The sequence below is a fragment of the Alteromonas sp. CH_MED4-4 genome, from assembly GCF_037029575.1.
Lineage (GTDB): Bacteria > Pseudomonadota > Gammaproteobacteria > Enterobacterales > Alteromonadaceae > Alteromonas > Alteromonas macleodii.
This window is the reverse complement of record NZ_JAYMEU010000011.1, coordinates 14,343-27,468: the sequence shown is the minus strand read 5'-3', so window position 1 is coordinate 27,468 and position 13,126 is coordinate 14,343. Positions and strand designations below refer to the sequence as shown.

Genomic DNA, 13,126 nt, shown 5'->3' with positions numbered 1-13,126 from the left:
CATGTCAATTGCATCTAGTTGGTCGTTACCGTTTTTGCGCACCTTATTTAAACCGCAGAAACCTTTGTTAAACCTCTTTTATCGCGATGCTATTTCTACCACGGTCACGACCGTGACGACGCGCCAGCGCTCCGATAATCCAAAAGCTCCAGCTAAGCATTCATACTTTGGCAAGTGGTTGAAGTTAGCAAACAGGCAAACTGAAGGTCATAAACAAGGGCAGGTGTTCATCGTCGGTGCTGGCCCCGGCGATGCCGAGTTACTTACGTTAAAAGCGTTTCGTCTTCTGCAACAAGCCGATGTCGTGCTGTTCGATGCCTTAGTCAGCGAAGATATTCTCGCGCTAATTCCCTCTAAAGTGGTGAAAGAATATGTAGGGAAGCGCTGCAAAAAGCATAGCTTTACCCAAGACGCTATATGCAAGCGAGTGGTTGAATTGGCATGCAACGGTCACACTGTCGTGCGGTTAAAAGGCGGTGACCCAGCCCTATTTGCAAGAACCTGCGAAGAAACCGATGCACTCACAAAGGCCAACATTCCTTTTGCTATTGTTCCTGGTATTACGGCAGCATCGGGTGTGTCAGCCTATACGGGTATCCCTTTAACCGACAGGCGCTGCGCTCAATCGGTGAGTTTTATGACCGCACATTTTAAAGACGCGGAACAATGGCCAGAGATGGCACCTTTGGCGCAAAATGTGTTGAACCAAACCATGGTGGTTTATATGGGACTAAGCCGGCTTGAAGGTCTATGCAAAGGCTTGATTCATCACAACGTGCCAACGACATGGCCAGTAGCGGTAATTGAAAATGCCACTTCGCCTGAACAGCGCATGATTACTGGCGTGCTTGCCGATATTCATAGCAAGGTAGAAGCAGCAAATTTAACGGGGCCTACGTTACTTATATTTGGAAAGGTGGTAGAGTCTCGTCAACAGGTAAATACTCTTCTATTACATTCATCCAAGCATGCAGCAACCATTTAGTGAATACATAAAAATTATTGGCAAAGGTCAAAAAGGGGGGCGTAGCCTTACCCGTGATGAGGCTTATCATGCCATGAAAATGGTATTGGCCAATGAAGTGACAGGCGATCAACGCGGCGCATTTCTTATGTTGCTGCGTACGCGTGAAGAAACACCAGAAGAAGTTATTGGCTTTGTCGATGCATGCAGAGAGCTAATAGAGCCAGAAGTCAAAACCCTCACCCCCACGTTAGATATTGGCTGCTACGCGGGAAAGCGTCGCCAGTTACCATGGTACTTATTGGCCGTAGCGGTTCTAGCCAACAATGGTTACTCGGTTATGCTCCACGGTGCGCATGAGCCGGGTTCAGGGCGCCTTTATGCAAGTATAGCGTTACCCCAATTGGGCCTGTCTGAAGTTAGCAGTATTGAAGATGCCAAACAGCAGTTAACGGATAAAGGGGTGACTTACCTTGATTTGTCTTATTTGCTGCCTGCGCTCGACACAATTATTAAGCTTCGTGAGGTATTTGGCCTGCGTTCATGCGCTAACACCCTCGCAAGGTTGTTGAATCCCACCGCTGCACAATTTTGCGTACAGGGCGTTTACCATATGCATCTTGACCACAAACACTGCCGCGTTAATGAAAATTATCCATCTATAGATGCGCTTTGCTTTCGTGGTGATGGCGGAGATCCTGAAGTTAATGGTGAACGGGAAACTGAGCTATTTATTACCCGAAATGGTGAGACCGAAGAAGTAATAATGCCGGTGGTTGCTGACAAATGGGCGCTTAAAGATAAAGACATGAACGTTAACGACATGCTTGATGTGTGGGCGGGTAACGCGAATAGCCTTTACGGTGAACAAGCCGTTTTGAGTACACTTGCCAGCTATTTGATACTGCTACAAAAGTGTGATGTTGCAGATGCCCTGTCCCAGGCAAGGCAGCTTTGGGCACAGCGCGATAAAAGCGCAACGCCATTTTAAGGTCACCTGCGTTTTCTGAGCGGGCAATTATCTATATTGCTTGTTATAAAGCCCTTCTTTTTAAGGAAAAATAGCCAATCGTCGCATTGACTTAATCGTTGCTATACTTGTTAATAGTATTAACAAGTTTTCCTTAAGTGGTGTTATGCGAATCACGCAATGGCTCGTATTTTTAGCTAGCCTGTCGCTCTTATTTCGAGCAGGTTATGCTGTATCTGAAAATCGAGAACAGGTCACAACCTCTAGCGTAACTTTCGTACTAACCGCAGATATGCCTAATATTAGCGACGCACGCACAGGGCGTTACGCTAATCTTCAAACCCTCGTAAAACAACAGCGGCAAATTAGTGAAACCGTCTTCTTCATTTTCGGCGGCGGCTCGATTGGGCCGAGCGCGCTATCCTCGTTTGACCGTGGCTCCCACATTATTGATATTCTCAATTCCCTTGAGCCAGATGTGATGGGGGTCACAAAGAGAGAATTTAGTTTCTATGAGGATGAATTATCTCTTCGTTCTTATGAAGCAGCCTTTCCATTGGTAGCCAGCAACGTAATAGACAACCGGGTGGGGCGTTCCCCAGATGGCCTGCACACTTCTGTGATTGTAGAAAAAGAAGAATTAACACTTGGTGTTATATCAGTTTTACATGAGAGAGTGATAGAGGAGTACCAATTATCTGATATTGCTATAACGCCTCCTCAAAAAGCCATCATGGAGGAGTCTAAAAGATTGCGACAGCAAGGCGCAGATATTATTTTGCTTCACTATTCCTACCCGTTCCCTTTTATTAATACCATGCTGAACAAACGCATTATTGATGTCGCTTTTATAACAGACAGTCGCTTGGACGAGAAAAATATGCTCGAAACTACGCGTCATCCTAATAGTATGGTACTTACACAGCAGGGAACCGCTGTCGTTGCTAGTTTTGTGAAAAATACTGGGTGGCAAGCAACGTCGTATATAGAACAGCCGTTAGAAGATATAGAGGCTGATGCTGAGTTAAACGAGCAACTCATTGAGTATGAAGCGCGCCTAAAGCGGTTGTTAAATATCCAAATTGGCGAATGGAAGATTGCCGTTTCGACTGCGCGCAAAGAAGTGAGAAGTGAAGAGAATCCTTTTGTAAACTTTGTCGCGGATACCATTAAACGCTATGCCAATACTGAAATTGCCTTGATAAACGGAGGCAGTATCCGAGGCAACAAACAATATACGGCAGGTACACCAATTACTCGGCAAGATATTGTCACCGAAATGCCGTTTCGCGCGCATGTTGTGGCTTTGGATATAACTGGCGCTCAGTTAATTCAAGCTCTGGAAGAGGGGCTTTCGCAATATCAAAATTTAAAAGGTGGTTTTCCTCATGTATCGGGTATGTCTTATAGTTTCGACCCTTCAGCGAAAGTGCTTCAACGAGTAAAAAATGTCACGATTAATGGAAAGCGAATAGATAAGTCGAAAACCTATTCATTGGCTACAAGTAACTTTCTGGCTAATGGCGGAGACGGTTTCTATGCGTTAAAGAATACCGAAAAGCGTCCGGCCTCGAGCACACGTCCCCCTCAAATATCAGACCTTGTTATGCAGGCCATCGTCAATCAATACGATTTAAAGCCTAAAACTGATAACCGCATAATAAATATGGCAAAAGGCGAGTGATCAGATGCAGCATAAGAAAAAGATTTTGTATCTGTTTATCATTGCACAATGCAGTGTGATGGGATTTTTTCTTTTAATACTGGTTTTGACGCTGCTGCGTTTAAATGACGTGCGAACAGTGCTTGACGATATCACCTCGTCTTCTATCCCCACTCTTAGCCAAGCTACTGAAATTACTCGTGAAGTTCAGCACTTAATTTCACTTACTGCGCGATTAACATCGTCTGAGAGCCAATCGTCTCGGCGTATTGTCAAAACTCAGTTAGATGAAACGATAGAGCGCCTGGATTCCTCCAATTTGAAACTTGAGCAGGGAGACAAGTACTTAGCGACGCAACTGAATGTACTTACATTAGAAATAGAAGAACTAAACGCATTAGTGCGTCAGCGAATTGATGTTGAAAAAGAAGTGCGGGTGGAAAGGGAAGTACTCTTTACTTACTTGAACAATATTTTCGAAGACAATAAATCGCAGTATGTGGGTATTCAATCTTCTCAAACGCTGGTTCCTCTGATATTACAAATTGCCCAAATAAATCAGCAGTTCCAACTGCATGAGTTACGCAAGTTAGAGGACAGTATTGAAGAAAGCATCGCTTCCTTGCGTGAGGCGACATCGCTAGACAAGCGCAGCAGCGAACTGGTAAGAGCGCTAGAGGAGGGGGTATTAGGTAAATGGGGCATGATTGATAAACAAGCTAATGTCATGCGTATTCGTGGACGTTCAAGAGGGCGAGGCAGTTTTGTTGAGCACTTGGCTGAAGAAGTCGCGTCAAATATTGAGTTTAGGGCATCTTCAATCACAAAAGACACCTCTTCTTACGCATTGTCTGCCAACCAGGCCGTGTCCAAACAAATAACCCTGTCATTGGCACTCTCATTAATTGTGATGATTATTTGTTGCGCCATCATCTTCTACATCTACAAACGTATTATTCTGCGTTTAATTGCTTTAACCAATTTGGTTGAAAAAAATAGTGACGAGGTAGCAAGCTTCGAAGGCAGTGACGAGATATCTCGCCTGGCTAAAACCTTTGCACTGTATTTTGAGAGAGTGAAGAGCCAAGAAACCGAATTGATTCGTTTGTCACTTAGCGATCCGCTCACTAACATCCCAAACCGACGGGCGTTTGAAATGGAAATGGAAAAGGTAATAGCAATGTCAAAACGGTATGAATGGCCGTTGACGGTGATTATCTTGGATGTCGATAGTTTCAAACTTTACAATGACAATTATGGTCACCCTAAAGGGGATGAATGCCTGAAAGCCGTCGCTATTGGGCTTAATGAAGTTATTACCCGTAATACTGATTTTTGTGCTCGATACGGTGGTGAGGAGTTCGTAGCGATTTTGCCTAATATCGATGAGAAAGGCGCGAAGGTGAAAGCTGAAGAGATTCGAGATGCGATAGAATCATTAGGGATAGAGCACAGCAAGAGCACAGTTTCACCCGTAATTACCGCAAGTTTGGGCGTTGCAACGGTCAACTTCGTTAATCACCACAACTGGACATTAACTTCGATCCTGAATACCGCTGATAAAGCGTTGTACGACGCCAAAACGGGCGGAAGGAATCGCTGCGTGTTTTCATCGCTGCCATGAGTATTTTGGTATAGCAAAAAGAGGCGGGTTTATGTCAATGCCCAAACTGGGCTATCTTTAATCTTTATTGAACAAAAAATTTAGTTTTATTTGTGTGAAACATCAATAAACTTCACTTGCTCTGCTATCTTTAATCAAAACCAATAAATACTAGCTTATCGTTTCAGACAACTAACCGTATTTCAGTGTGATACGCCAGTGCCTATTTTGTCAGGGTGGCTTCGTTATGAGCTGAGTCGGCTGATAAATAATGCGTGAAACGAAGTTCATTAGGAGCGCAGGATGTTTTTCAAAAATAAAGAGTTGATAGCCGAAAACCAACGTTTGGAAAAGGAAATGGCGGCACATGAAACGGTTAAGGAAGAGCTTCGTGAAGAAATGTTGTACATTGAGTTGAATGCAGACGGACGTATAAGTGCAATTAATGATCTATATACTCAAGCAACAGGATTTAAGATTTCAGAGCTAGAAGGGAAGTCTCTTGAAAGCCTAATGGATCCGAAATCGCCCAAAAAATCGGACGTTCAAGATATGCTAGGCGCTATTAAAAATCATCGTCATTGGCATGGCGCAGTTAGATTCAACAATGCAAAAGGTCATGAGATTTGGGTAAGAGGAATTATACAGCCCATAGACGACGCCTATGGAAATGTGAAGTGTATTTCTTTCTATATGGCAGAGCAAACGCGCAATATTTCTTACAGTAATGAGCTTAGAGATATGATTGCCGCGCTTCATCGCTCTTCTGCTGTTATTGAATTTAACCTTGATGGCACCATCATAAAAGCCAACGAAAACTTTTTGAAAGGTTTGGGGTACAAGCTGGAGCAACTAGTTGGGAAGCATCACAGGATCTTTTGCACAGAGCAAGAGGCGAACTCGGAAGAATATAAACATTTTTGGCGTGGGCTAGCGCAAGGACAGTTAGAATCTGGACGCTACAAACGCATTGATAGCCGAGGGAATGACGTGTGGCTAGAAGCGTCATATAACCCCATCAGAAACGAAGATGGTCAGCTTTATAAAGTAGTGAAATTCGCAACGGTAATTACAGAGCAAATGAAGCGGGAATTCGCCATTTCTGAAGCCGCCAACGTTGCATTCAACATTTCGCAAGAAACTGGAGAGCAAGCATGTAAGGGTAACCAAGTGCTCGATTCTACGGTTAAGGCGATGAACGAATTAACGAAACAGATGGGCAATGCGAGTGAAGGTATTAAGGACCTAGATGAGCAATCCCAAAAAGTTGCGGATTTGGTTAAAAGTATTAGCGGAATTGCCGATCAAACTAATTTATTGGCGCTTAACGCTGCTATTGAAGCTGCACGTGCAGGCGATCAAGGGCGTGGTTTCGCGGTGGTTGCCGATGAAGTCAGGCAGCTAGCGTCGCGAACCAGTAGCGCAACTGAAGAAATCGTAAACGTCGTCGTAGAAAACAGAAAGTTAACAGAAAATGCAGTTCAGTTAATTGAAGCGGGTCAGGAAAAAGCGCGCGAAGCCTTAGAGTATTCAACGCAGTCAGGCAAAGCAATGAGCGAAATCCAAAGCGGTGCCAATGAAGTGGTAAACGCTATCGGGCAATTTACTAAACGCCTCTAGAAAATTAGCGACACAATCAGACAGCCTCAGTCATTGGCCATATTTGTTCAACCTTGGTATCTGCTTTCGCGCACCAAGGTTGAACACCCCCCCTGTTTTGGTGCACCAAAACGAATTCATTCTCACTTTTCTCTTACCTCAATAGTGTAAATATTCATAAATTTTAATGGCTTACATTTCTGGCACGATGGGTGCTAAATAATCCGTGCAACAGCAACGTTGCTGTACAATGCAACGGGTGCAAACACAAATGCGATGGCAGAGTGGAATGCACAACACTTACCATAGGGTAAACAAATAGGATTCAGCGGAGAACGGTAAGGAAGCATCATCATCTCCGGCATTTATGGCAAGTGCATAATAATAAAAAATAAAGATGGTTTTATAAGCTAAAGCTTTTAATAAACCTCCCTTAAAGATGAGGTGTGTGAGCGGGAATTCCTGACTTACCATTAACAACTTGATGCGTTTGTAAGAACTCCGATATTACAAACACGGCAACGAAGCCCACCATGCTCGACGGTTAAACGTCGTACGCTGGTGGGTTTTTTTTTGGCTACGAGGAACACGTATGACTGGGTTAAAGACAACATCACTGCTAAAACGCTTTCGAACGGCGAGTGCTGGAGTATGTGCAGCACTTGCCGTCTCTGTAGCAAGTTTTTCTGCGAGTGTGGCAGCACAAGAGCCAGCGGTAGGCTGGCCTGAAAAGGAAGAACTTAAGTTTGGTTTTATCAAGCTAACTGATATGGCACCGCTTGCTGTGGCGTACGAAAAAGGCTTTTTTGAAGATGAGGGCCTCTACGTTACATTGGAAGCGCAAGCTAACTGGAAAGTGCTGCTTGATCGCGTAATCGACGGCCAACTAGATGGCGCTCATATGCTGGCTGGCCAACCCCTTGGTGCGACCATTGGCTTCGGCACGGAATCGCATGTGGTAACAGCGTTTAGTATGGACCTCAATGGTAATGGAATTACCGTTTCTAATGAAATTTGGGACAAAATGAAGGCCCATATTCCACACGAAAATGGCAAGCCAGTTCATCCTATTAAAGCTGATTATTTAAAGCCAGTGGTTGATGAATACCGCAATGCTGGAAAGCCGTTCAACATGGGAATGGTATTTCCAGTTTCTACACACAACTACGAGTTACGCTATTGGCTTGCGGCAGGTGGAATTCACCCTGGATATTATGCGCCGCATAAAGGCGATACCGCGGGCCAAATAGACGCTCAGGCTCTGTTGTCAGTCACTCCCCCACCGCAAATGCCAGCGACGATGGAAGCCGGCACCATCTATGGGTACTGCGTAGGCGAGCCATGGAATCAACAGGCAGTATTCAAAGGTATTGGTGTGCCTGTGATCACCGATTACGAAATTTGGAAAAATAACCCTGAAAAAGTGTTCGGCGTAAGCCAGGGCTGGGCTGACAAATACCCAAATACGCACATTCGCGTGGTTAAAGCCCTAATTCGAGCGGCAATGTGGCTGGATGAAAACGACAATGCGAACCGTCCTGAAGCGGTAAAGATTCTTGCTAAAAGTAACTACGTAGGGGCAGATGAAGACGTACTGGCTAACAGCATGACAGGCACTTTCGAATACGAGAAAGGTGACAAGCGCGACGTGCCTGATTTTAACGTGTTCTTCCGCTACAACGCCACTTACCCATACTACAGTGATGCTATTTGGTACCTCACACAAATGCGCCGCTGGGGTCAAATTTCAGAGGCTAAGTCTGACGATTGGTATAAAGAGACAGCCAAAAAAGTTTATAAACCAGAGGTTTATGCTCAGGCTGCTAAAGCACTGATTGCCGAAGGTAAAGCTAAGGCGTCTGATTTTCCAGAGTTTGGGACGGAAACGGGCTACAAGCCGCCTCAGAGCGAATTCATTGATGGCGTGACGTTTGACGGAAGCACGCCTAACGCTTACTTAGAGCAATTTAAGATTGGTCTGAAGGGCGACACTGTACTGTAAGTGTCTGATTTAATGGCCCTACCTTCAGTTCTAACTAGGGCGGGGCATAAACAGCGCAAAAGCGCACATCAAGAGTCAGGAGCAAGCAATGAGCAAGATGACAACCATTCTTCGCCTTCCATCGTCGCCGTCAAACGCCAACTCTTTGTTGAGCCGTTTATATCAATCCACGCCTGCGTTGCTGCTGCCTGTTATCGGCTTGCTGATGTTTTTGGCCATTTGGAATGGTGTAGCAAAAAGTATCGACACGTCGCTGGGGCAGTTCCCAGGACCTGCACAAGTTTTCGAGCAAGCCAGTGCGTTAATTGACGAGCATATTACACAGCGTGAAAAAGCGGACGCTTTCTATCAACGTCAAGAAGCAAGAAATGCAGCGCGTGTAGCGCAGGACCCTACTTATCAGCCAAAAATTAGAGAATTCACCGGTGCGCCAACGTTTTTTGATCAGATATGGACAAGCCTTTACACCGTCATGGTTGGATTCTTAATTGCATCAGTCGTGGCGGTTCCCGTGGGTATACTATGTGGTCTAAGTAAATCTGCTTACACCGCAATAAATCCACTTATCCAGTTATTTAAGCCAGTGTCTCCATTGGCATGGCTGCCGCTGGTGACTATGGTAGTAAGTGCCCTTTATGTCAGCGATGACCCGGCGTTTTCTAAATCATTTGTCACCTCTGCCTTTACGGTTTCGCTTTGTTGTTTATGGCCAACTCTTATTAACACCGCTGTAGGCGTTTCCAATATTGATAAAGACCTAATCAACGTAAGTAAAGTATTGCGTCTTACGCCCTTTGCTCATCTCACCAAAATAGTACTTCCATCTTCTATTCCCATGATTTTTACAGGACTTAGATTGTCGCTTGGTATTGGCTGGATGGTACTGATTGCGGCAGAAATGCTTGCCCAAAACCCGGGCCTAGGAAAGTTTGTGTGGGATGAATTCCAAAACGGAAGTTCGGAGTCGCTAGCGAGAATCATGGTAGCAGTGCTCACCATTGGCGCTATTGGCTTTGTGCTAGACCGCTTAATGTTATCGATTCAGCGCGCTGTAAGCTGGGACAAGTCGAGCGTACTACGCTAATTTTGAGGAGAATTTTATGCACACTAAACACTTAGAGTTAGAGCAGGTGGGTATCGACTTCCCCACACCGAAGGGGCCATTTACTGCGCTTCAAGATGTGAATCTTAAAATCAGTAAAGGTGAATTTGTGTCGTTAATTGGCCATTCGGGCTGCGGTAAATCAACGGTGTTGAATATCGTCGCAGGTCTACATCAAGCTACCACGGGCGGCGTAATTTTAGATGGCGCAGAAGTGAAGCAGCCTGGACCTGAGCGCGCTGTAGTCTTTCAAAACCACTCTTTATTACCTTGGCTTACGGTATACAAAAATGTTGAACTGGCCGTGAAATCTACCATGCGAGACAAGAGTAAAACCGAGATGCGTGACTGGATCATGCACAACCTAGAGCTTGTGCACATGACCCACGCCCTTGATAAATTACCCAGTGAAATATCAGGTGGTATGAAACAGCGAGTAGGCATTGCGCGAGCATTGGCAATGGAACCAAAAGTGCTGCTAATGGACGAACCGTTCGGTGCGCTAGACGCCCTAACTCGCGCTCATCTTCAAGACTCGCTCATGGAAATTCACGCTGACTTGGGCAACACGGTTATTATGATTACCCACGATGTGGATGAGGCAGTATTGCTATCTGACCGCATTGTTATGATGAATAACGGCCCAGCGGCCACCATTGGCGAAATTCTAGATATTGCGTTGCCGCGTCCACGAGATAGATTAGCACTTGCAGATAACAAGCAGTACAACCACTACAGACATGAAGTCTTAACCTTTCTTTACGACAAACAAAAGAAGGTTGAAACCGTTTCGTCACGCGCAAACCAAGCGCCAACTACTAACAAACAATCGCAACAACAAGCAAAACCCAGCGGGGTGTCATCTGAAAAAAAAGACGCTAAGAAATCAGATGCCGCCTAGCTTTATCGGCACCTGACTAGGGCGGAAGCCTTTTCCGCCACCAACCAAAACCAGTACTTTTCAACCGGCATTCTAATGCTGGCTGGATAAGTTTTGACTTCTGGGCCTGTTGGCCTTTGTTGTACAAGTTTTGGTCTAAATGGAAGCCTTTTAATCGCGAAACAGTCCTGCAAGCCTAGTGGGCTAAGTTAAAGGACTGTGACAAAGAGTAAAAGGCTTCCATAACGACCCCTTCGGGCAGCGCCTGTGTGCCATCTATACTGCCGTGAATGTTTTCGATTTAGAACCACTAAACCGTCAAACATCCGCCTTGCCTAGATGGCACACAGACCGCTGCAAAAAATGTACAGCAAAAGCCAGCAGGCCCTCATCAATACCAATAGGGGATACACATGAACACGTTACAAAACTTTGGCATCAAGATGCTGGCGGCATCTGTTATGACAGTACTAGGCGGCAGCGTAATGGCTGCCGATATTCACGCCGCCCTTAGTGATTCAAAAGCATGGGCGGACCTGAATTTACGTTATGAATCTGTTGATCAAGACAATGCATTAGAAGATGCAAGTGCACTGACTTTGCGCACCCGTTTGGGCTTTAGCTCGGGTAGTGTTAATGGCTTTTCGTTTACTGCCGAGGTTGAAGATAGCCGTATTGTATTGGGGCAAGATGAGTTTACTGTGGGGCCTACTGGCTTTAACGTGGGTGAGTACTCGGTCATTGCCGACCCTGAAACCACCGAAGTTGATCAAGCTTTTATTCAGTATAAGGCAGATAACTTTACCGCCAGAGTAGGGCGCCAAGTAATTACACTTGATGACCATCGATTTGTTGGCCACGTTGGCTGGCGACAAGACCGCCAGACCTTTGATGCGGTAAGCGCAAAATATGCGGCGACCGACAATCTAGCGCTATTTTATAGCTATCTTTACAAACGCAACCGTATTTTTGCTGAGGCGGCAGATTTAGATTCTAAAGATCATATTCTTCATGCGACTTATACATCTAAAATTGGCAAGTTTGTGGCCTACGCTTACCTTTTAGAGGTGGACAACGACACGGATAACGCGTTGGACACGTATGGCGTGAGCTACGATGGAAAGACGAAAAGTGAGAGCGTGAGTTGGGCTTACGGTGGTGAGTTTGCCACGCAATCAAGCGAAGCTGGCGCGGGCGAAACGGCCAGCGACTTTGACGCCTCGTATTTAAATGCGTATGTCGCAGCCACGTTTTCTGGTGTGACTGCTAAGGTCGATTACGAAATACTAGGTTCTGACGATGGGTTGTACGGTTTTGCAACGCCGCTAGCTACGCTGCACAAATTCAACGGTTGGACTGATCAGTTCTTGGGCACGCCAGCACAGGGCTTAAAAGATCTTAAGTTATCTCTATCAGGTGGGCTAGCCGGTGGTAAATGGCTTTTGGCTTACCACGATTTCAGCGCTGACGACAGCAGCAACGGTGCTGACGACTTAGGCAGCGAAATTAATGTGCAGTATACGAAGAAGTTTGCAGGTAAGTACAATTTTGGCATTAAGTACGGTACTTACGATGCGGGAGATATAAAGGTGGATACCAATCGCTTCTGGATGTGGATTGGTACACGCTTCTAATTGCAATACACTATTACAACGTTATGTTGTAATTAATACTACAGGTCTGGCTGAGTCGTTACTGACTTAGCCAGCCTTTTTCAACGGCCACATCAAGCTGCTGCATAACGTAGTCCCATAAAGCCGGTGCGCAAGATTTAAGGTGAGCATTACGCTTCTCAATTTTCTCCCTTGCAATACCGTGACGCTTCCAGCTTCCTCCGTTGTCTTTCATATTTTGAAATACGGGAAGTACGCGGTCCATTGATTTTGCAAATTCTGCATCGGCGGTTTCCGCTGCTTCAAACTCAAGCCATAAATCGAGCATTTCACTACTAAGTGGACTCGGCAATAAACCAAAAATGCGCTTAGCGGCAGCTACTTCTTTCTCGGCTTGTGCGTCGTGATCTGTTTGATGATTGAAAGCAAACATGTCGCCAGCATCAATTTCCACAATATCGTGAATAAGGATCATGCGAATAACGCGGGTCACATCTATGGGTTTAGCCGCATATTCGCTTAGCATATTTGCCATTAATGCAACATGCCAGCTGTGCTCTGCGGAGTTTTCCTGTCGATAGTTATCACAGGGAAGGGTGATCTGGCGCTTAACTGCTTTTAGCTGGTCAAGTTCACAGATAAAGTCAGCAAAGTCACTTACTGCATACATTGGGATGCTCCAAGGCGTAAAAATGGGCGCCTGAGCGCCCATTTAGTTATTCAAGGTCTA

Annotated in this window: 10 protein-coding genes; 9 read left to right on the top strand and 1 reads right to left on the bottom strand. The window is 45.4% G+C overall.

Annotated elements, in window-relative coordinates; translation table 11 throughout:
- Window position 1 precedes the first annotated feature (1 nt).
- From cobA to WA381_RS09495, 9 genes are all read left to right on the top strand, one after another.
- Entirely contained in the window at window positions 2-985 is a 984-nt protein-coding gene (cobA, locus tag WA381_RS09535) for a uroporphyrinogen-III C-methyltransferase (RefSeq protein WP_061439515.1), read from the top strand.
- Entirely contained in the window at window positions 969-1,955 is a 987-nt protein-coding gene (locus WA381_RS09530) for a glycosyl transferase family protein (RefSeq protein ID WP_061439517.1), read from the top strand. The genes cobA and WA381_RS09530 overlap by 17 nt, the downstream gene beginning before the upstream one ends.
- A 145-nt stretch (window positions 1,956-2,100) precedes the next feature.
- Entirely contained in the window at window positions 2,101-3,618 is a 1,518-nt protein-coding gene (locus WA381_RS09525) for a bifunctional metallophosphatase/5'-nucleotidase (protein ID WP_061439519.1), read from the top strand.
- A gap of 4 nt (window positions 3,619-3,622) precedes the next feature.
- Complete coding sequence (locus WA381_RS09520) at window positions 3,623-5,221, top strand: GGDEF domain-containing protein (RefSeq protein ID WP_061439521.1); 1,599 nt, start codon at window positions 3,623-3,625, stop codon at window positions 5,219-5,221.
- Between the two features lie 282 nt (window positions 5,222-5,503).
- Complete coding sequence (locus WA381_RS09515; protein ID WP_061439522.1) at window positions 5,504-6,820, top strand: methyl-accepting chemotaxis protein; 1,317 nt, start codon at window positions 5,504-5,506, stop codon at window positions 6,818-6,820.
- Between the two features lie 571 nt (window positions 6,821-7,391).
- Window positions 7,392-8,801 (top strand): CmpA/NrtA family ABC transporter substrate-binding protein, encoded by a 1,410-nt coding sequence (locus tag WA381_RS09510; protein ID WP_061439524.1) that lies wholly within the window; start codon window positions 7,392-7,394, stop codon window positions 8,799-8,801.
- 88 nt (window positions 8,802-8,889) lie between these two features.
- Complete coding sequence (locus tag WA381_RS09505; RefSeq protein ID WP_061439529.1) at window positions 8,890-9,885, top strand: ABC transporter permease; 996 nt, start codon at window positions 8,890-8,892, stop codon at window positions 9,883-9,885.
- A gap of 16 nt (window positions 9,886-9,901) precedes the next feature.
- The gene (locus tag WA381_RS09500; protein WP_061439531.1) at window positions 9,902-10,804 is read left to right on the top strand and encodes an ABC transporter ATP-binding protein; all 903 of its coding nucleotides are present in this window, start codon (window positions 9,902-9,904) and stop codon (window positions 10,802-10,804) included.
- Between the two features lie 392 nt (window positions 10,805-11,196).
- On the top strand, window positions 11,197-12,417 hold the full coding sequence (locus WA381_RS09495; protein ID WP_061439534.1) for an alginate export family protein: 1,221 nt from the start codon (window positions 11,197-11,199) through the stop codon (window positions 12,415-12,417).
- Between the two features lie 58 nt (window positions 12,418-12,475).
- On the opposite strand, the gene WA381_RS09490 is transcribed toward WA381_RS09495, so the two are convergent.
- Window positions 12,476-13,066 (bottom strand): HD domain-containing protein, encoded by a 591-nt coding sequence (locus WA381_RS09490; RefSeq protein ID WP_014948247.1) that lies wholly within the window; start codon window positions 13,064-13,066, stop codon window positions 12,476-12,478.
- Between the last annotated feature and the right edge of the window lie 60 nt (window positions 13,067-13,126).

What these genes read in the sequence shown, in the direction of transcription:
- WA381_RS09500 (WP_061439531.1), top strand. Translation starts at nt 9,902, where the DNA reads ATGCACACTAAACACTTAGAGTTAGAGCAGGTGGGTATCGACTTCCCC.
- WA381_RS09505 (WP_061439529.1), top strand. Translation starts at nt 8,890, where the DNA reads ATGAGCAAGATGACAACCATTCTTCGCCTTCCATCGTCGCCGTCAAAC.
- WA381_RS09520 (WP_061439521.1), top strand. Translation starts at nt 3,623, where the DNA reads ATGCAGCATAAGAAAAAGATTTTGTATCTGTTTATCATTGCACAATGC.
- cobA (WP_061439515.1), top strand. Translation starts at nt 2, where the DNA reads ATGTCAATTGCATCTAGTTGGTCGTTACCGTTTTTGCGCACCTTATTT.
- WA381_RS09530 (WP_061439517.1), top strand. Translation starts at nt 969, where the DNA reads ATGCAGCAACCATTTAGTGAATACATAAAAATTATTGGCAAAGGTCAA.
- WA381_RS09525 (WP_061439519.1), top strand. Translation starts at nt 2,101, where the DNA reads ATGCGAATCACGCAATGGCTCGTATTTTTAGCTAGCCTGTCGCTCTTA.
- WA381_RS09490 (WP_014948247.1), bottom strand. Translation starts at nt 13,066, where the DNA reads ATGTATGCAGTAAGTGACTTTGCTGACTTTATCTGTGAACTTGACCAG.
- WA381_RS09510 (WP_061439524.1), top strand. Translation starts at nt 7,392, where the DNA reads ATGACTGGGTTAAAGACAACATCACTGCTAAAACGCTTTCGAACGGCG.
- WA381_RS09495 (WP_061439534.1), top strand. Translation starts at nt 11,197, where the DNA reads ATGAACACGTTACAAAACTTTGGCATCAAGATGCTGGCGGCATCTGTT.
- WA381_RS09515 (WP_061439522.1), top strand. Translation starts at nt 5,504, where the DNA reads ATGTTTTTCAAAAATAAAGAGTTGATAGCCGAAAACCAACGTTTGGAA.